Origin of the sequence: Psychromonas algicola (assembly GCF_004378355.1) — a bacterium.
In the GTDB taxonomy this organism is placed as follows: domain Bacteria; phylum Pseudomonadota; class Gammaproteobacteria; order Enterobacterales; family Psychromonadaceae; genus Psychromonas.
On the sequence record NZ_SNUB01000001.1, the window covers coordinates 95509 to 114943 of the forward strand.

At 37.6% G+C, this 19435-nt stretch carries 16 protein-coding genes; 4 read left to right on the plus strand and 12 right to left on the minus strand.

Annotated elements, in window-relative coordinates:
- Positions 1-169: 169 nt before the first annotated feature.
- Positions 170-1021: a tetratricopeptide repeat protein gene (locus E2R67_RS00465; protein ID WP_134288937.1), complete on the plus strand. Its 852-nt coding sequence runs from the start codon at positions 170-172 to the stop codon at positions 1019-1021.
- Positions 1022-1130: 109 nt separating this feature from the next.
- Here E2R67_RS00465 and bioD read toward each other — a convergent pair whose 3' ends face one another.
- Genes bioD through bioB form a run of 4 tightly spaced genes read right to left on the minus strand, consistent with a single transcriptional unit; the run spans position 1131 to position 4866 of the window.
- Positions 1131-1841, minus strand: coding sequence for a dethiobiotin synthase (gene bioD, locus E2R67_RS00470; RefSeq protein ID WP_134288938.1), 711 nt, complete (start codon positions 1839-1841; stop codon positions 1131-1133).
- Positions 1834-2652 carry a malonyl-ACP O-methyltransferase BioC gene (gene bioC, locus E2R67_RS00475; protein WP_134288939.1) on the minus strand — a complete coding sequence of 273 codons (819 nt, stop codon included), beginning with the start codon at positions 2650-2652 and terminating at the stop codon, positions 1834-1836. Before bioC ends, bioD begins: the two co-directional genes overlap by 8 nt.
- The gene (gene bioF / locus E2R67_RS00480) at positions 2633-3808 is read right to left on the minus strand and encodes an 8-amino-7-oxononanoate synthase (RefSeq protein WP_134288940.1); all 1176 of its coding nucleotides are present in this window, start codon (positions 3806-3808) and stop codon (positions 2633-2635) included. The genes bioC and bioF overlap by 20 nt, the downstream gene beginning before the upstream one ends.
- Positions 3809-3810: 2 nt before the next feature.
- Positions 3811-4866, minus strand: a complete 1056-nt coding sequence (bioB, locus tag E2R67_RS00485; protein ID WP_134288941.1) for a biotin synthase BioB — start codon at positions 4864-4866, stop codon at positions 3811-3813.
- Between the two features lie 97 nt (positions 4867-4963).
- On the opposite strand from bioB, the gene bioA reads away from it, so the two are divergent.
- Positions 4964-6256, plus strand: a complete 1293-nt coding sequence (gene bioA / locus E2R67_RS00490; protein WP_134288942.1) for an adenosylmethionine--8-amino-7-oxononanoate transaminase — start codon at positions 4964-4966, stop codon at positions 6254-6256.
- 127 nt (positions 6257-6383) lie between these two features.
- Here bioA and E2R67_RS00495 read toward each other — a convergent pair whose 3' ends face one another.
- The gene (locus tag E2R67_RS00495) at positions 6384-7445 is read right to left on the minus strand and encodes a tetratricopeptide repeat protein (RefSeq protein WP_134288943.1); all 1062 of its coding nucleotides are present in this window, start codon (positions 7443-7445) and stop codon (positions 6384-6386) included.
- Between the two features lie 264 nt (positions 7446-7709).
- Between E2R67_RS00495 and asnS the strand changes: the two genes are divergently transcribed.
- Complete coding sequence (asnS, locus tag E2R67_RS00500; RefSeq protein WP_134288944.1) at positions 7710-9110, plus strand: asparagine--tRNA ligase; 1401 nt, start codon at positions 7710-7712, stop codon at positions 9108-9110.
- 335 nt (positions 9111-9445) lie between these two features.
- Here the strand turns inward: asnS and E2R67_RS00505 are convergent, their stop codons facing one another.
- Together E2R67_RS00505 and E2R67_RS00510 are read right to left on the minus strand one after the other, a co-directional pair.
- Positions 9446-10045, minus strand: coding sequence for a PhnA domain-containing protein (locus tag E2R67_RS00505; RefSeq protein WP_134288945.1), 600 nt, complete (start codon positions 10043-10045; stop codon positions 9446-9448).
- A gap of 91 nt (positions 10046-10136) precedes the next feature.
- A complete protein-coding gene (locus E2R67_RS00510; RefSeq protein WP_134288946.1) occupies positions 10137-11213 on the minus strand; it encodes a glycoside hydrolase family 18 protein in 1077 nt (358 codons plus the stop codon).
- A 117-nt stretch (positions 11214-11330) separates the two neighbouring features.
- On the opposite strand from E2R67_RS00510, the gene E2R67_RS00515 reads away from it, so the two are divergent.
- A complete protein-coding gene (locus E2R67_RS00515) occupies positions 11331-12479 on the plus strand; it encodes a methyltransferase (protein ID WP_134288947.1) in 1149 nt (382 codons plus the stop codon).
- Between the two features lie 89 nt (positions 12480-12568).
- Here the strand turns inward: E2R67_RS00515 and E2R67_RS00520 are convergent, their stop codons facing one another.
- The 5 genes from E2R67_RS00520 to sucA form a co-directional block, all read right to left on the minus strand.
- The gene (locus E2R67_RS00520; RefSeq protein ID WP_134288948.1) at positions 12569-13042 is read right to left on the minus strand and encodes a hypothetical protein; all 474 of its coding nucleotides are present in this window, start codon (positions 13040-13042) and stop codon (positions 12569-12571) included.
- A gap of 162 nt (positions 13043-13204) precedes the next feature.
- Positions 13205-14077: a succinate--CoA ligase subunit alpha gene (gene sucD / locus E2R67_RS00525; protein ID WP_134288949.1), complete on the minus strand. Its 873-nt coding sequence runs from the start codon at positions 14075-14077 to the stop codon at positions 13205-13207.
- Complete coding sequence (sucC, locus tag E2R67_RS00530) at positions 14077-15243, minus strand: ADP-forming succinate--CoA ligase subunit beta (protein WP_134288950.1); 1167 nt, start codon at positions 15241-15243, stop codon at positions 14077-14079. Before sucC ends, sucD begins: the two co-directional genes overlap by 1 nt.
- Before the next feature lie 140 nt (positions 15244-15383).
- Positions 15384-16544 carry a 2-oxoglutarate dehydrogenase complex dihydrolipoyllysine-residue succinyltransferase gene (odhB, locus tag E2R67_RS00535; protein ID WP_208379427.1) on the minus strand — a complete coding sequence of 387 codons (1161 nt, stop codon included), beginning with the start codon at positions 16542-16544 and terminating at the stop codon, positions 15384-15386.
- A 54-nt stretch (positions 16545-16598) separates the two neighbouring features.
- Positions 16599-19409 (minus strand): 2-oxoglutarate dehydrogenase E1 component, encoded by a 2811-nt coding sequence (sucA, locus tag E2R67_RS00540; protein WP_134288952.1) that lies wholly within the window; start codon positions 19407-19409, stop codon positions 16599-16601.
- Positions 19410-19435: the final 26 nt, after the last annotated feature.

Below are 19435 nucleotides of genomic sequence, written 5' to 3' on the forward strand. Positions count from 1 at the left end.
AACGTCTTGTTCGGTAATATTTATGACTTTGTTGCTGATGCTCACCTTTTTATTTAACAATCGCTTGTTAGTTAAACAAGATAAACCTTAAAACTTGCCGAGTTTGCTACTTCAAGTATCATTAGCGGTTATTTTGTTAATTTATTTTTAAAATTATTTAGAGGCTAACATGCAAACTGATATTTTCAATGTCACCGCACAGGACTTTCAAGCAGTTGTTGCGCAAGGTTCAATCAGCAAACCTGTGATGGTTATATTCTGGTCTAGCCAATGTAATATTTGCCCAACTTTGTTACCTGTTATTGAACAGCTACAACGCGAACACGCGAATGGGTTTAGCATCGCGAAAGTAAACTGCGATACCGAGCATCCTTTAGTACAACATTTCGATATTAAAAGTGTTCCAACCGTTTATATGTTTGTAAATGGACAAGCGGTTGATGGTTTTGCAGGGGAACAAACTGCATCGGTAATGAATGACTTTATTACTAAGCATCTACCAGATCCAGCTCTCGCATTATTAGCAGACACGCAAACCTTGTTTGCGCAGGGAAAGATTGAGGAAGCCAAAACAACCATTTTACAAGCTCAAAAAATAAGTCCTGATGATAATCAAATTAAGTTAACACTAGCACAAATTTATCTTGCTTTAGGTGAATTTGAAAATGCAAAACCTATTTTGAATGCGATTCCCATGGCCGATCAAAATATGATTTACCATACCTTAATATCGGAATTAGAGCTGGCTGAGCAATCCGCTCAAACTCCTGAAATTACCGCACTCGAAACCGCATTAGAAACAGCTGAAGATAAACAATCGATTCAATATCAATTAGCCATTCAATACCATCAAGCAAAGCGATATAAAGACGCATTACACTTGTTGTATTCATTGTTATGCAAGGATTTAGGTTATGAGAATGGCGATGCTAAAAAAACAATGTTAGACCTTTTAGCCACCATTGATGATGCTGCTTTAGTATCAGAATATCGCAGAAAACTTTATAGTTTGCTTTATTAAATTAACAACGTTTAAAGCCGTTGATGTTTTTTAATAAAGAATCTTAATGATACAACTCGTATTATTCAATTTATAAGAGTAATACGAGCATCAATAATAGACTAAGACATTAACTACTAAATTTTACTGCAATATACGATGATAGCTCTTGTTCATCAATATCTTTTAAAAAAGGAATTTCAGCTAATAAAGGCGCTTTAATAAGGCTTTTTAAAGTGCTTATATTGTCTTGAACATAAGGCATATTTGGCTGTAAATGATTAGCTATCCACCCTGCTATATACAAACCACTTTGTTGAATTGTTTGTGCTGTTAATAATGCATGATTTAAACAACCTAACTTTAAGCCAACCACTAATATTACAGGTAGCTGTTTTTCAACAACCCATTCCGATAACAATTGTTGATCGTTAATCGGCAAATGCCAACCGCCCGCGCCTTCTACAAGCAATAATTGGGGTTGTTCTATTTGTAAAGTAGCGAGCCCTTTGTTAATAGTATCAATACTGATAACTTGTTGTGTTTTTAATGCTGCAATATGAGGCGCAATCGGTTCTTTGAAGGCAATCGGGTTAACGTTATCATAATCAACAGTTATTGAACTATGTTGTTGAAGTATTAACGCATCTTGATTACGTAGTCCTTCGTTTGTTTCTTCGCATCCTGCCGTAATCGGTTTATAGGCTAAAGTACGTATTGATTGTTTGTTCGCAGCTTGTAATAAAGCTTTTGTGCAAATGGTTTTACCTACATCAGTATCTGTCCCAGTAATAAAATAGGTAGCAAAAGGAAGATTAGTTTTTGTTATTAACTTAGACATTTTTATTATCCTGAAAGGCAACGACATAACACACTTGATAACTCAAATTATAATGCCCTCGAGCATCTTTATAAGGCGCATATCCTTGCTCTAATTGCTGTAACAATTGTCGTCCAGACATACGTGCTTTATTGCCATGGTGAACGTGATTTGCACCGATACCTTTTAACGCTTTCATCACAGATACAATATCATTGAATTTTTTAACTCGAGTTTCCGTTGTGACAGTAAAACGGGTGAATCCAGCTCCTTTTAATGCTTGTGTGACTTGCTTTTTAGTTAAAAAGTCATTGATATGAGGCAATGCATCAACAGCTTTCCAAGCTTGTTGTAATTCAAAAAGAGAGCCATCCAATAAAGTTGAAAAATATAGCTCAGCATCTGGATTCATAGTTTGTTTTATTTGCTTTAAAGATTGCTGAAGGTGTTCGCTCCATTGCAGCACTAAATTAGAAAAAACAAGATCAAATTGATTTACCGTAAAAGGGAGAATATCTATGTCCCCTTCTACAAATTGCGTATTTTGTAGTTGTCGTAATGACGCTTGCTGTAGCATCTTAGGTGATAAATCAAAGCAAGTCAGTTGGGTGTTTTTTCCAAAAAAGTCATTTAATAAAGCAGAAAAATAGCCAGTGCCGCATCCTAAATCTAAAACGGAACCCCATTGGTTCACTGGTTGGGTTTCACTATGATCAGTTAATTGAATTAGGTGATGACCAATTTCTCTTTGTAAATCAGCAAATTGATCATAATGTACTGCAGCCTTTGAAAATGAAGCTTTAACGGCTTGCTTATCCATTGTGATTTGCATTGAGCGCCTGTCTTATTTGATTAACCAAGAATTGAATATCTTGCTTTTGATGATTAACGGTTATGGTAATTCTTAAACGCGCAGTATTATTTGGCACAGTAGGAGGACGAATTGCTGTTGTCCAGATACCTTGTTCTTTTAAACAATCACTCACAGTAATAGCAAGCTCACTTGAACCAATTAACACAGGCTGAATCGCTGATTCTGATTGCACTAAGGGAATGTCTTGTTGTTTGGCTAACAGTTTAAAATAAGCAATGAGTTGGGCGAGATGATCACGACGCCATTGCTCAGTTTCCGCTAAACGCGCAGCTTCACCAATACAATAAACCATGGCTGGTGGCAGGCCTGTTGTATAAATGTAAGGTTTTGAAAAATTAGTAATGTAATCAATTAATTCCGTTGAGCCTGAAACAAAAGCGCCACCCACTCCTAATGCTTTACCAAAGGTCGCCATGTAGATATCAAGTTGATTATTGTTTAGTTGTTGCTCTACAACACTCCCGGCACCATTTTTTCCTAATACACCCAATCCATGCGCATCATCGATCATTAACCAAGCGTTATGTTTCGTACATTGTTCTTTTAATGCATGAATGGGCGAGGTATCTCCATCCATACTAAACACACCTTCCGATATCACTAACTTATTCTTTATTTCACTGTGCTTTTGTAAGATGGAGGCAAGTTGTTGCATGTCGTTATGTTTAAAACGTTGCATTTTAGCTGGCGAATGACTGCCTGCTTCCATTAATGAAGCATGATTCAACTTGTCTTGTATTAACAGATCGTTTTTAGAAAGCAGTAATTTGATAATCGCTTGGTTGGCAGAGTAACCAGAATTGAATAACGCGATAGCATCAACACCCAGCCACTGTTTCAATTGTTGAGTCACATCATGATGTACTTGGTTATATCCTGTAACTAAGTATGATCCGCCACTGCCAACACCAAATAACTCAGCACCTTTTTGCCATGCTTTAACTAGAGCAGGATCAGAAGCTAACCCTAAATAATCATTGCTGGAGAAGTTAAGGAATTTCTTTCCATCAACGTCAAGGTAACGAGATTGTTTACCAGTGATTGGTATTGTTTTTCTATGTAAATGTTGCTGTTGTCGCTGAGCCAGTTGCTCAGCGATAAAAGAAAAAGGCATATTTATTGTTTACTTGTTGCATCATAAAATAACTGGTCTTTTTCAGCATGGCGGATAATCGCTGCATCGACTTTCTTTTCGGTTTCATAAGGAGAAAAGTGAATTGCTTCTTTATTAATCCCTAATTTTTTAAATAAACGCATATCAGAATTTTCATCAGGGTTATCCGTGGTTAATAACTTACAACCATAAAAGATAGAATTAGCCCCCGCCATAAAACATAATGCTTGAGTTTGTTCAGACATATCATCACGTCCAGCCGATAAACGAACATGAGACTTTGGCATTAAAATACGTGCTATAGCGATGGTTTTAATAAACTCGAACTCATCTAAATCTTCTACGCTATCCAGCGGTGTACCTTTGACTTTTACTAATTTATTAATCGGAACACTTTCGGGTTGTACTGGCATATTAGCCAGTTGAACCAATAAACCAGAGCGGTCTTTGCCTTCTTCACCTAAACCGACAATGCCGCCACTACAAACTTTCATGCCTGCGCTACGAACATTATCTAATGTATCTAGACGATCTTGATAAGTACGTGTAGTAATAATTTGATCGTAATATTCAGGAGAAGTATCCAAGTTATGATTGTAATAATCTAAACCTGCACTAGAAAGTTGTTCAGCTTGTTCGCCATCCAGCATTCCCAGTGTCATACAAGACTCTAAACCCAGGGATTTAACCTCTTTGATCATTTCAACTAAGTAAGGCATATCACGTTGTTTTGGATTTTTCCAAGCGGCGCCCATACAAAACCGCGTTGAGCCCGTCGCTTTAGCCTCTTTCGCTGCTTTGATGACTTTTTCAACTTCCATCAATGTCTCTTTTTCAAGTCCTGTATCGTAACGTGCACTTTGCGGGCAATATTTACAGTCTTCAGGACAAGCGCCCGTTTTAATAGAAAGTAGCGTGCTTACTTGGACCTGATTAGTTGGAAAATTCGCTCTATGTACTGTTTGCGCTTGAAACATCAAATCCATAAATGGCAATGCGAATAATGCATCGACTTCAGAAACAGACCAGTCATGACGAATTGAACTTGTATTGGGCATGTAAATAAACCTAACTTGAAAAATATTTGGTTAGTTTAATGTTCAAAGTTACACTGTCAACTTATATACAACAATTAACTTTACATGTGATGATATAATGAGCAATTTAATTATTAATACTGCCAAAATCGATTTAGAGTATGATAAACAACATATTTGGCACCCTTACACATCCATGACCACTCCGATTCCCTGTTATCCAGTAGAAAGTGCTAGCGGTTGCGAAATTACTTTAGAAACTGGTGAAATACTGATTGATGGCATGTCGTCATGGTGGGCTTGTTTATTTGGCTATAACGTCGCCGAGTTAAATGCGGCAGCCGTAAACCAACTGTCTAAAATGTCACATATTATGTTCGGTGGTTTAACTCACCAGCCAGCCGTCGACCTTGCCAAAACATTAGTAGAAATAACCCCAGTTGGTTTAGATAAAGTATTCTTTAGTGATTCAGGTAGTGTCGCCGTCGAAGTCGCGATGAAGATGGCATTACAATATTGGCAATCATTAGATAAAAATAAAACCAAGTTTATCGCACTTAAAAAAGGTTACCACGGCGATACTTTTGCAGCCATGAGTGTTACGGATCCTGAAGGATCTATGCATGAGCTTTACCAAGACTTTGTGGCAAAAAACTATTTTACTGAACAGCCGTGCATTCACTTTGACCAAGAATGGCAAGACAGTGCAATGGATGATTTAACTAAACTGTTATCAGAAAACCATCAACAGATTGCAGCCCTAATTCTCGAACCTATTGTTCAAGGTGCTGGTGGCATGCATTTTTATCACCCTCACTATTTGAAATCAGCAAGAGCATTATGCGATCAATATAACGTGTTGCTCATTGCCGATGAGATAGCAACGGGCTTTGGTAGAACAGGAAAGTTATTTGCCTGTGAACATGCCCAAATAAGCCCTGATATTTTATGTTTAGGTAAAGCCATCACAGGCGGTTATATGAGTTTTGCAGCGACGTTAGCAACCACACAAGTCGCTAATACTATTAGTGAAGGCAAAGCCGGTGTATTTATGCACGGCCCAACCTTTATGGGAAATCCACTCGCCTGTGCAGTAGCAAATGCCAATCTTAAAAAGCTATTAAGTGATGATTGGCAAAGCTTAGTAAATCATCTTTCTACTTTGTTATCACAACTCAAAGTTTGCCAAGATTTAGATTCAGTTAAGGCAGTCAGAGTGCTAGGTGCCATTGGCGTGGTTGAATTGAACAACCCAGTGGAGTTGGCAACAATACAAAAACAATTTGTTGAATTAGGCGTATGGATCCGCCCTTTTGGAAAGTTAATTTACGTGATGCCACCTTATATCGCATCAGAGAAACAAATAAAAAAACTTTGTGATGCCATTTATCAAGTTTGCTTATCAATTTAATTTATCCATGAATTTTAATTTTATTACTTGAATTCAAGGAGTAATAACAGTGTAAAGGTGAAGATAAACGCAGTCGTGATTTAGCCCGGTTTACTTTCACCTTAAAAAGCCCACCTTCATCATTTTATTAAAAAGTAAATAGTTCAGAAGAGTTTTTGGTTAAAAACAGATTAATTTCAACCCCCTTTAAAAAGTCTTTCGCCTGTTGCTCTATCTCAGCTTGCTCGGCTTTGGTTATCAATATCTCATCAACAAAATACCCATTTTCGTCTCTAACATCGTTACCTGCTTCATCTTTAAGTATTCTAGAAAACATGAATTGTTTAATTCCTCCTCGCCCACCCAAAGAGACAGATACCACGCTATAAAAGTAAGCTTTTTTTATCAACTCGATTGCTTCGGATTTCGTATCGCTGTGATCACTTTTATCGTGATAGATATAATACAAATTATCGGCAACGCGATAATAACCAAGTCTGGCAGCTTTATTAGCCCATTGGTCTGCACCTCCCTCACCTTCGGGCCAAGGCATTAGGTTCATCGCTGGCGCATAACCTTGTTCGATAGCCATTCTTGCATATTTAACTTTATCATCGTAATCCCAACTAAAGTGGGTTAAAAACTCATACCCTCCACCATTAGGAATGGCTTGCTCTACGCGCTCTAAAAAACGGCGGTACCCATAAAAAGGAACAAATTCAAACCATTCATCTTTCATCAAGGTGTATGCGTAAAGTGCATCCGGATCGCCTTGTTTGGCCAGCCTCTTCCAAATCTTAATCGCCTTTGCATTCCATTTTTTATCACACCCCCATCCTAAATACTCACAAGGTGATGCGAGATATATAATATTGTCCCCCCCTCCTCCCAGTACCGCCATTGCCCAAGGGTCACCCAACTCTGCTGACTTTAAAAAAGCATCCCCTGCAATAAAGTGCTCTCCACTATGGTAGCGCGCCACGCCTAACCAAAACTGTGCATTGGCATCTTCTTTGAATACATCAGATTGCAGTATCTCCACCGCTTTATAGGATTTCCTTTGATTAACAAGTCGAACGGCTCGGTCGATTAAATCATTATTAATCTGGTTACTAATTCCAACATCACTCTTAATATCGTGATTTACATCATTATCACTTGCCCAGCTAAGGTTGCTGAAGAGTAAACACATTACCATTAGTATTTTCATTTTTATCCTTACTTAAATATTTAGCTTTTCATGTATTTTTCAAAGGACACAATAAGCTACACTCTTTCTAGCTACACTCTTTCTATTTTGCGATAGTTTAAAGGATTTTTTTACCTTATTAACTTTTTTATAAAGAAATAACTAATTGATTCATATTATTATCACGTCTGAAGCTTGTATCTTAAGCTAGCCAAGGTAATATATAGCGCTGTAATAATTTTTAATATAAAACCATTCAAATGTGACTATGGAGCATTATTTAAGATGTCAAAAACACCCATTGTTGATATTTTCAACAGCAAATTTTCATTAGGTACCCAAGTAACGGTTAGCGGTTGGATCCGTACTCGTCGTGATTCTAAAGCGGGTATCTCTTTTTTAAATATATATGACGGTTCATGCTTTGATCCTATCCAAGCCGTTGTACCTGCTGAATTAGAAAATTACAATAATGATGTTTTAAATTTGTCTGCAGGCTGTAGTGTTGAAGTAACGGGTGAAATCGTTGAAAGCCCAGGTAAAGGTCAGAAATTTGAGCTTCAGGCAACAACAGTAAAAGTACATGGTTTTGTGCAAGACCCTGATACTTACCCTATGTCTGCCAAACGCCATAGTATTGAATACATGCGTGAACATGCGCATCTTCGTCCACGTACTAATATGTTTGGTGCCGTGACGCGCGTTCGTAACTGTTTATCACATGCCATTCATAACTTTTTCTATGAGCGTGGATTCAACTGGATCAGTACTCCAATCATTACTGGTAGTGATTGTGAAGGTGCTGGTGAGATGTTCCAAGTAAGTACATTAGACTTAGAAAACTTACCACGTAACGATCAAGGTAAAATCGATTACAAAAAAGATTTCTTTGGTAAAGAAACATTTTTGACTGTTTCTGGTCAATTAAATGCTGAAACTTATGCTTGTGCATTAACCAATGTTTATACTTTCGGCCCAACTTTCCGCGCTGAAAATTCAAACACAACACGTCACTTAGCTGAGTTTTGGATGGTTGAGCCTGAAATCGCTTTTGCTGATTTATCAGATGCCGCACAACTTGCTGAAGATATGTTGAAATATGTATTTAATGCAGTATTAACAGAACGTGCTGATGATATGGCTTTCTTTGCCGACCGTGTTGATAAAGAAGCAATCACACGTTTAGAGAAAATGGTAAGTTCTGAATTTGTGCGTATGGATTACACCGATGCAATCGACATTTTACAAAAATGTGGTAAAAAATTCGAGTACCCTGTTGAATGGGGTGTCGATTTACAATCTGAGCACGAACGTTACTTAGCAGAAGAGCATATTGGTGCGCCAATTATTCTTCAAAACTACCCGAAAGATATTAAAGCTTTCTACATGAAGTTAAATGCAGATGGTAAAACTGTTGCAGCAATGGATGTATTAGCGCCAGGAATTGGTGAGATCATTGGTGGTAGTCAACGTGAAGAAGACCTAGTGGCTTTAGATAAGCGTCTTCAAGAGATGGGCTTAGATAAAGAAGATTACAGTTGGTACCGTGATTTACGTAAATATGGAACGGTTCCTCACGCTGGTTTTGGTCTTGGTTTTGAGCGTTTAGTTTCTTACGTAACAGGCGTACAAAACATTCGTGACGTGATTGCATTCCCTCGTGCACCGGGTTCAGCTGATTTCTAAGATTGAACACAACAAGTTAATATATAAAGCCAGCTTAATCGCTGGCTTTTTTCTTTCTTTTACTTGTCTTGTCCTGAAATGAGTTTACGCATTTATACCAATTGCGTTAAATATGTTATCTAAATTTCACGAAGAAAAAACAGTTCGTTGAAGAATCAATATTCATATACAATGAAATGCGACCGCATATGAGTTTGGGATTGAAAACACCAAATCAAGTGCATAAAAAAGACTAGGAGCAAGTGCTACTGGCCTTCCATTAAAACCGTCAACCTATTACAGAACGGGACAGGCTACAAAGTAATTTCAATACTAAACAATGGAAGTTATAAGCATTATTTATCTTCAAATAATGGCATCTTCTTAAGATATTGAGTCAGAAGTACAATTCGTACGCCATTTACGCGCCCTTCAATATGCTCTGGGTTATCCGTTAATGAAATATTACGTACTGGTGTACCACGTTTAGCAGTAAAGTTACCGCCTTTAACTTCGAGATCTTTAATTAAAGTTACATTGTCACCTGCGACTAAAACAGCTCCGTTAGAATCACGTGTGGGTGCTACATCTTCAATTTCATCTGCAGCTACGCCATAATCAGCCCAGGCTTTTTGTTCGTCTTCCATGTACATCATATCTAATAGATCTTGCGCCCAAGCTTCCCCTGCTTTCGTTAAGCGAGTGAGCAAACGGAAAGCTGTTACTTGTACAGCAGGCACTTGACTCCACATGCTATCATTTAAACAGCGCCAGTGGTTGTTATCCATATCAACACTTTTATCAATTTGAGATGCACAAGTGCTACAAACAAGTACTGATTTATCTGAATTCGGCTCTTTAACGGGCGGCACTTCAAAAATAGAAAGCTCTGTAGTTGATGAACATAATTCACAGCATCCGTTACTGCGTTCTGTTAAAGCGGCGTTAATTGGCATAATAAATAAGACCTTAAGTTATTGAAATAATATGGCGCGCTATTATGCGCCTTTTTAACCACAAAAAAAACCATGAATTATTTTTAAGTTGTTAATCGCATATATCGTTTGGAGCAGCTAAATATGACTGCCAATAAATAGTTGTTAATAGCGAATAACTATCTTCATCTAAATAGTCCTGGTCTAAGGATGTTAAAATCACACCTCCAGCATATGATTCTGCATACTCAGTTTTATCCGTCACTGTTGGGATACCGTTATAGGTAATATCATCGTACTCATTCCCATCTGAGTCTTCAACATTACTTGCATAATCATAACAAGCATTGCTAGTATCATCGTCAATAATTTCGGAAAAGTCTAATTCAGCATCACCTTCTGAATAAACAGGAATCGCTAACACAAGACGATTTTTCACTACACAACGATCAGTCCAATATTCAATAGCTTCTTCAGCATCTTCTAAAGGATCATCATAGTCACTGGTGTCTAATGCCATAACATTTAAAAAATCACCATAGCCTAGAACATCATCTTGAACACCATCATCCGTTGCATCATCATCTTGCCCAGTATCAACGACGTAGCTCAATAAAATACCTTCATCGGTAGCTAAATCATCCATTTCTTTCATTAGGTCTTCAAATAAATCTCCTTCGTCATCACCTTCGGGGAACTGCCAATTAATATCAATACCATCTAAATCATATTCATCAATTAGGTCTTCAAGGTTATCTCTAAAGTTATCTAATGCATCATCATCTACTGCTATGGCATTAAAAGCGGTATCTGATGAGTTACCAATAGAGACCATGGCATAGATACCAGCCGTGTCTGCTAATTCAATCATCTCTTCAAATTCGTCTAAATCATCCCCTGTTGGTAAACTTAACTCACCACCAGAATCGATTCCGATTTTGTTATAGATGATGTGGGTAAGCATAGAGAAATCAATATCATCCAGCGTTTCATCATCACTTACAGACCAATAAGCAACGCGTTTAAAGACCACTGTTGTAGTATCATCATCACATACAATGCTATCGTCATCACCAAGACTATCTACCCAATCATCAATTTGATTATCACAAGCAACTAAACCTGATAGAGACAAGCATAATATAACCAGTATATTAAGTGTTTTTTTTATACGTAACATTCGTTTCATAAATGAATTATCCGTTAATCATTTTACTGTTAGTCATAATATCACTTACCTTAAAAGTGTAAGCACGCTAAAATAGATCCAATAATCTTTCGTATATCATCAAATTAGGCAAACGCTATGAATGAAGCATTAAATATCGCAGGTCAAACTTTAGTTTTACATCGTCATCCACGTAGAAGAAATGAAACTTTACAGGCGTGGGACTCTGCTGATGAATACCTAATTAATTACTTTAACGAAAATGAATTAGATAAATACATTACCGAAGACGAGCAATTATTAATTCTTAATGACGGTTTTGGCGCATTAAGCTGTTTCTTTAACGAAATAGAACGCACAGTAGTATCAGACTCATTTTTATCTATAAGTTCAATTAAACTAAATCTGCAACGTAATAGATGTGAAACTGAGCGAATTATAATACAAGATAGCCTACAAGAAATGACAAACAATGTGAAAGTTGTTTTAATCAAAGTTCCAAAAACATTAGCGTTTTTAGAATACCAATTGCAAGAATTGAGCAAAGTAATCAATAAAGACACTATTGTCGTTGCAGCTGGGAAAGTAGATGCAATCCATAAATCAACACTCGCTTTATTTGAAAAATACATTGGTACAACTAAAACATCATTAGCTAAGAAAAAATCTCGTTTAATTTTTAGCTTAGTAGACCAAACTGAAATTATAGAAAAAGAAATTGCAACAACGTGGGAAATTGAACGTCAAGGTTGGAAGATTCATAACCATGCAAATGTATTTTCACGTAATCACCTTGATATTGGTGGCCGTTATTTAATGGATAACCTACCAGAAGGAAATTTCATTAAAGTCATTGATTTAGGCTGTGGTAATGGTGTTGTTGGTATGGCTGCCGCTGAAGCATATCCTGATGCGCAAATTACGTTTATTGATGAATCATACATGGCAGTGGATTCTGCTCGCATCAATATGTTAAAGAATTTCGAAGAAGAGCGCTCTGACAATACTCGATTTGTTGTAAATAACGGTTTAGTTGGATTTAAAGAGCGTAGCTATGACCTCATCTTATGTAACCCACCTTTCCATCAGCAACATACCATTACTGATCATATTGCATGGGCAATGTTTAACGATGCGCATTTTTGCCTAGCGGTTAATGGCGAATTAGTTATTGTAGGTAATCGTCATTTAGATTATCAAGATAAGCTAGAGCGAATTTTTGGTAACTGCGAATTAGTCGCTGAAAATAAAAAATTCGTTATATTACGAGCAGTGAAAATGCAATAAAGTTAATTTCAATAAGCAACAAAGTACCTTTTTTACTTTGTTGCTTTAATTACCAGTCTATTTTCTATACCAACAATAAAAAACCTGTTCTAAATTTTCAAACAAGTATAAGCATCGTTATGTTGTTTCGATTGAATTTTAATATGCTTTTTACTTAACTCTAATACCTTCACAGTCTCATTAACGCTTTTTGGAAATAACTGTTTCAGGTTCAACAATTGTTCAAGCTCTGGGTGGCTCACATTAATAAATTGGATATTATTCGATACAAACTGCAATTGATCGCCCTTAAGGTTCCATAAAGCGGTGTCAGCTTCTTTATATTGAAGTTGAGGCATTCCTCCCATTGCGAATAATAAAGTCGCATTACCAACAGAAGTACCATTGTTTATTAAATTAATAGTGTAATTGAAATTTATTTTAAGGTTTTTATTAGGATCGCTAAAATCATGGTCACATTGCCAACTTCCATATAAATTAGCTTTATTAATACTGGTTTGATCTGCAAAACTTGCCATAGAGAATGAAAGTGCAGAAAGACATAATAATTTAGTTAAATTCATTTTAAACCTTGAAAGAAATAGACTGTTGAAAATTCGTTCACTATACCGATTAAAAACTAAAAATAGATCCGTTATTTATTGAAGTTAATTTACTTAGCTTTACAGACAAAAAAAAGCCTCGATAGTTCGAGGCTTTCATCAATTGAAGTTATTAACTCGATTTTACCAACCAGTTACTTCACGTAAAGCTTTACCGATTTCAGCTAAAGATTTAGTTGTTTTTACACCAGCATCTTCAAGCGCTTTGAATTTATCTTCAGCAGTACCTTTACCGCCAGCGATAATCGCACCAGCATGTCCCATACGCTTACCAGCAGGAGCAGTTACACCCGCGATGTAAGAAACGACAGGTTTTGTCACATTGGCTTTAATAAATGCAGCCGCTTCCTCTTCCGCTGTCCCACCGATTTCACCTATCATTACAATAGCTTCTGTTTCTGGATCTTCTTGGAATAACTTTAAGATATCAATAAAGCTTGAACCAGGAATTGGATCACCACCGATACCAACACAAGTTGATTGCCCAAAACCTTCATCTGTTGTTTGTTTAACCGCTTCATAAGTTAAAGTACCTGAACGCGATACAATACCTACTTTACCTTTCTTATGAATGTGACCAGGCATAATACCAATTTTACATTCATCAGGAGTGATAATACCTGGACAGTTAGGACCAATCATTACAACGCCTTCTTGATCCAGTTTCATTTTCACAGCCACTAAATCAAGTGTTGGAATTCCTTCAGTGATGGTAACAATTAATTTAATCCCTGCATCGATAGCTTCTAAAATAGCATCTTTACAAAATGGTGCTGGTACATAAATAACAGAGGCAGTTGCACCTGTTGCTTTTACAGCTTCACTCACAGTATTAAATACAGGTAAACCTAAATGAGTTTGACCACCTTTGCCTGGTGATACACCACCAACCATTTGTGTACCATACTCTAATGCTTGCTCAGAGTGAAAAGTACCTTGACCACCAGTGAACCCCTGACAAATTACTTTAGTGTCTTTATTAATTAAAATGCTCATTATTTGCCACCTACCGCTTTAACAGATTGCTCAGCTGCATCTGATAAAGATGTTGCTGCAATAATATTAAGACCAGATTCAGCTAAGATCTTACGACCTAAATCTGCATTGTTACCTTCTAAACGAACGATAACAGGAACTGATACACCGACTTCTGAAACTGCACCAATAACGCCGTCAGCAATCAAGTCACAACGTACGATACCGCCAAAGATATTCACTAAAACAGCTTCAACTTTGTCATCAGAAAGGATGATTTTAAATGCTTCAGTCACACGTTCTTTTGTTGCACCGCCGCCCACATCTAAGAAGTTTGCTGGGTTACCACCATGGAGATTAACCATATCCATAGTTCCCATAGCAAGACCTGCACCATTAACCATACAGCCAATGTTTCCGTCTAGTGCTACGTAGTTTAATTCCCACTGTGCCGCGTGCATTTCGCGTTCATCATCTTGCGTTGTATCATTAATCGCATGTAGTTCTTTTTGACGATACATTGCATTTGAATCGATAGAGATTTTACCATCAAGGCAAATTAGGTCATCAGCACCGGTAACAACAAGCGGATTGATTTCTAATAACGATAAATCTTTTTCTTCAAAAATAGTCGCTAAACCTAAGAATATTTTAGTAAATTGACCGACTTGCTTACCAGAAAGGCCTAATTTGAATGCTAGCTCACGTCCTTGGTACGCTTGTGCGCCAACTAAAGGATCGATCATTGCTGTATGAATAAGTTCAGGCGTTTCTTCAGCCACTTTTTCAATTTCAACGCCGCCTTCAGTTGAAGCCATGAAAGTGACACGCTGTGAAGCACGGTCAATAACCGCTCCTAAATATAGTTCGTTTGCAATATCACTACAGCTTTCTAATAATAATTTATTAACAGGCTGACCATTTGCATCTGTTTGGTAAGTAACAAGGTTTTTACCTAGCCATTTATTAGCAAATTCAGTAATTGCTTCTGTTGAGTCAACTAACTGTACACCGCCCGCTTTACCACGGCCGCCTGCATGTACTTGACACTTAATAACCCACTTGTCTCCGCCCAACGTAGTTGCTGCTTTAACTGCATCAGCAGCACTATCGCAAGCTACACCCTGTGGTACCGGTAAACCGTATTCCGTAAATAGTTGTTTTGCCTGATATTCATGCAAATTCATATTTGGTTTCCATCTTTTAGTTAAAATAAATAGCTCGAGAGCCCTGAGTGTAAACAAGAATGTTTAACTGCTCACAAAATAAGCAGTTAAACAATTGTTTCTTAAAGATTTTTTAACTGTCTAAACTAAGACAACTATTTTTATACATCTAATAACAGACGTGTTGGATCTTCAAGTAATTCTTTGATTGTTACTAAGAAACCTACAGATTCTTTGCCGTCGATCAAACGATGGTCATAAGAAAGTGCAAGATACATCATAGGTAAGATTTCAACTTTACCATCAACAGCCATTGGACGATCTTGGATTTTGTGCATACCTAAAATCGCAGCTTGTGGCGGATTGATGATTGGTGTTGATAATAGAGAGCCGAATACGCCACCGTTAGTTACGGTAAAGTTACCGCCCATCATTTCATCAACGGTTAACTTACCATCACGACCTTTGATTGCTAGTTCACGAATACCTTTTTCAATATCAGCAACACTTAATGTATCTGTATCACGTAAAACAGGTGTAACTAATCCGCGTGGTGTTGATACGGCAATACTGATGTCGAAGAAATTATGATAAACAATATCAGTACCATCAATTGCAGCATTAACTTCTGGGTAACGCTTAAGCGCTTCTGTAACTGCTTTAATGTAGAAAGACATGAACCCTAAACGGATACCATGTTTTTTCTCAAAAACTTCTTGGTATTGTTTACGAAGATCCATAATAGGTTTCATATTCACTTCGTTAAAAGTAGTTAACATTGCCGTTGAGTTTTTCGCTTCTAATAGACGCTCAGCAACACGTTTACGTAAACGAGTCATTGGAACACGTTTATCACTACGAGCAGCCACAGCTGCTACGATGTCAACTTTTGGAGCCGTTTCATCTTTATTTTTAGCAGTGCGGAAATTATCAACATCTTCACGAGTGATCACACCACCTTTACCAGAACCTTTAATGTCGCGTGCATCAATACCTTCTTCAAGCATTAAACGACGAACTGATGGGCTAGCATCAGCAGTTTCAGCTGGCGCTGGTGCAGCTTCTTCTTTACTCGCAGCGGGTGCTTCACCTGCTTCTAATTTAGCTAATAATTGTTTTGATAGTACTGTTGCACCTTCATCTTCAATTATTTCTTTTAAAATACCAGATGCCGTAGCAGGTACTTCTAAAACCACTTTATCTGTTTCAATTTCTACTAAAACTTCATCACGTTCAACAAAGTCGCCAGGTTGTTTGTGCCATGTAGCAACAGTTGCATCAGCAACTGACTCTGGAAGTTCTGGAACTAATACTTCAATCATAATAACGCTTCCTACTATAAATAATTTGATTCAATAAATTCGATTTAGCTTTGCTTATTCTTCTACAAAACCAAGCGCTTCATTTACTAATGCTTTTTGTTGTTTCACATGCAGCGACATATAACCGACTGCGGTTGATGCTGAAGCTTCACGACCAGCATAATGCAAACTTGCACCATTAGGCATAACGCTACGGAAATTATGTTGACTACAGTACCAAGCACCTTGGTTTTGTGGCTCTTCTTGACACCATACAAAATCAGTTACATGGGCATACTGTTCAAGCAAGGCATTTACTTCTTCCGTAGGGAATGGGTATAACTGCTCAATACGTATAATAGCGACATTATTCAGTTCTTCAGCACGACGTTTTTCTAATAGCTCGTAATAAACTTTACCACTACATAAAACAATACGATTAACTGCTTTAGGATCTAACTCATCAACTTCACCGATTGCATTCAAGAAAGTCCCTGATGCCAATTCATCTAAGCTTGAAACAGCTAAAGGATGACGTAGTAAAGATTTAGGAGACATAACAATCAATGGACGACGCATAGAACGAACAACTTGGCGACGTAACATGTGATAAACCTGCGCAGGTGTAGACGGAACGCAAACTTGCATGTTGTGCTCTGCACATAATTGTAAGTAACGCTCTAAACGTGCAGATGAATGCTCAGGACCTTGACCTTCATAACCATGAGGTAAGAGAACGGTTAGACCACACATGCGGCCCCACTTCTGTTCACCTGATGATAAAAATTGGTCAAAGACAACTTGTGCACCATTTGCAAAATCACCAAACTGCGCTTCCCAAATACATAAACCTTTAGGTGCTGCCGTTGAGTAACCATATTCAAAAGCTAAAACCGCTTCTTCTGACAATACTGAATCGTAAACATCAAAATGACCTTGATCATCTGAAATGTTTTTAAGTGGAATATAGCGACCAGCTTCTGTTTGTTCATGCAAAACAGCATGACGATGGAAGAAAGTACCGCGTCCAGAATCTTGACCCACTAAACGAATATTGTATTTAGAGTCTAATAAGGTTGCATAAGCTAAGTTTTCAGCAAAACCCCAATCACATAACTTTTCACCACGCGCCATAGCAAGGCGATCGTTGTAAATCTTGCCAACACGAGGATGTTGTTTTTGATCTTCTGGGTATTGACTGATTGATTCACCTAATTCAATTAAGCGCTCTTTTGGATAAGAAGCTTCATAAGGAGAATCCCAGTTGTGTTTTAAATAAGGCGTCCAATCAACGGTATTACCTTGCATTGGTTGCCATTCTTTAACCACGCATTCACCAGCATCTAATGCATCACGGTAATCTGACACTAATTGTTTAGCAAAACCTTCACCAATCACACCTTCACTTTCTAATTGCTTAGAATAAATATCACGAGGTGTTGGATGTTTTTTGATTTTTTTGTACATCACAGGCTGTGTTGCACTTGGCTCATCGGCTTCATTGTGACCATGACGACGGTAACAAACTAAATCGATAACAACATCACGTTTAAATTTATTACGGAAATCAACCGCAATTTGTGCAGCGTGCATTACCGCTTCAGGATCATCACCATTAACATGAAAAATAGGTGCTTGGACCATTTTTGCAATATCAGTACAGTAACGAGTTGAACGCGTGTCTTCAGGATTAGATGTTGTAAAACCGACTTGGTTATTGATAACGATACGAATAGTACCGCTTACTTTGAAGGCACGTGCCTGCGACATATTAAATGTCTCTTGTACAACACCTTGACCAGAAATCGCAGAATCACCGTGAATAGTAATAGGTAATACAGTTTCACCAACGCTATTTAGACGTTCTTGACGAGCACGAACCGAGCCTAAAACAACAGGATTAACTATTTCTAAATGTGAAGGGTTAAAGGCTAATGATAAATGAACATTACCCTTAGGTGTTTTAAAATCACTACTAAAACCTTGGTGATATTTAACATCACTTGAACCATCAACAATAGAATGCTTACCAGCAAACTCGTTAAATAAATCCGTTGGTTTTTTACCTAGCACGTTAACTAATACATTTAAACGGCCTCGATGAGCCATTCCGATAACAACCTCTTTTGCACCTTGCTCACCCGAACGGCGGATAACTTCTTTAAGCATAGGAACAAATGAATCGCCACCTTCAAGAGAGAAACGTTTCGCGCCAGGAAATTTAGAACCGATATAACGCTCTAAACCTTCAGCTGCAGTTAACTCTTCTAAGAATCTATGTTTAGCTTCATCACTAAATGAAGGGCTACTCTGGCTTGATTCGATACGATTTTGAATCCAACGTTTTTCTTCGATGTTGGTGATGTGCATATATTCCACACCCAACGAACCGCAGTAAGTACGTTTGAGCGATGCTATCAAATCCTTTAAAATCATAGTTTCATTGCCAGCGGCAAATGAACCCACGTTAAAATTAGCATCTAGATCAGCGCCACCAAGCTCATGATAGAATGGGTCTAAATCTTTAATCGTTTCATGTTTCACTAAACCTAATGGGTCTAGGTTTGCCACTTCATGTCCACGATTACGATAAGCTCCTATTAACTGTAATACTTTAACTTGCTTAGCATCGTTGTGAACAGCACCTTCAGGTGGGGCAAAACATTTTGGCCCTTTTGCAGCATGCTTCATTTGTTCACGAATCACAGAATGTCGCTCTTCAGGAGCTTCACTCACACTTGGTAATGCATCAAAGACTTCACGCCAATTGGCATCCACTGAAAGTGGATCATCTAAATAAGATTCGTAAAGATCTTCAATGTAAGTAGAATTTGCCCCGGAAAGATGCGATGAGGCTAACCAAGTTTCCATTACATTAGTTGGCATTAAAATTCCTTATTCTATATTAATGC

Coding starts and splice junctions, on each gene's coding strand:
- E2R67_RS00465 (WP_134288937.1), top strand. CDS start 170: ATGCAAACTGATATTTTCAATGTCACCGCACAGGACTTTCAAGCAGTT.
- bioD (WP_134288938.1), bottom strand. CDS start 1,841: ATGTCTAAGTTAATAACAAAAACTAATCTTCCTTTTGCTACCTATTTT.
- bioC (WP_134288939.1), bottom strand. CDS start 2,652: ATGCAAATCACAATGGATAAGCAAGCCGTTAAAGCTTCATTTTCAAAG.
- bioF (WP_134288940.1), bottom strand. CDS start 3,808: ATGCCTTTTTCTTTTATCGCTGAGCAACTGGCTCAGCGACAACAGCAA.
- bioB (WP_134288941.1), bottom strand. CDS start 4,866: ATGCCCAATACAAGTTCAATTCGTCATGACTGGTCTGTTTCTGAAGTC.
- bioA (WP_134288942.1), top strand. CDS start 4,964: ATGAGCAATTTAATTATTAATACTGCCAAAATCGATTTAGAGTATGAT.
- E2R67_RS00495 (WP_134288943.1), bottom strand. CDS start 7,445: ATGAAAATACTAATGGTAATGTGTTTACTCTTCAGCAACCTTAGCTGG.
- asnS (WP_134288944.1), top strand. CDS start 7,710: ATGTCAAAAACACCCATTGTTGATATTTTCAACAGCAAATTTTCATTA.
- E2R67_RS00505 (WP_134288945.1), bottom strand. CDS start 10,045: ATGCCAATTAACGCCGCTTTAACAGAACGCAGTAACGGATGCTGTGAA.
- E2R67_RS00510 (WP_134288946.1), bottom strand. CDS start 11,213: ATGAAACGAATGTTACGTATAAAAAAAACACTTAATATACTGGTTATA.
- E2R67_RS00515 (WP_134288947.1), top strand. CDS start 11,331: ATGAATGAAGCATTAAATATCGCAGGTCAAACTTTAGTTTTACATCGT.
- E2R67_RS00520 (WP_134288948.1), bottom strand. CDS start 13,042: ATGAATTTAACTAAATTATTATGTCTTTCTGCACTTTCATTCTCTATG.
- sucD (WP_134288949.1), bottom strand. CDS start 14,077: ATGAGCATTTTAATTAATAAAGACACTAAAGTAATTTGTCAGGGGTTC.
- sucC (WP_134288950.1), bottom strand. CDS start 15,243: ATGAATTTGCATGAATATCAGGCAAAACAACTATTTACGGAATACGGT.
- odhB (WP_208379427.1), bottom strand. CDS start 16,544: ATGATTGAAGTATTAGTTCCAGAACTTCCAGAGTCAGTTGCTGATGCA.
- sucA (WP_134288952.1), bottom strand. CDS start 19,409: ATGCCAACTAATGTAATGGAAACTTGGTTAGCCTCATCGCATCTTTCC.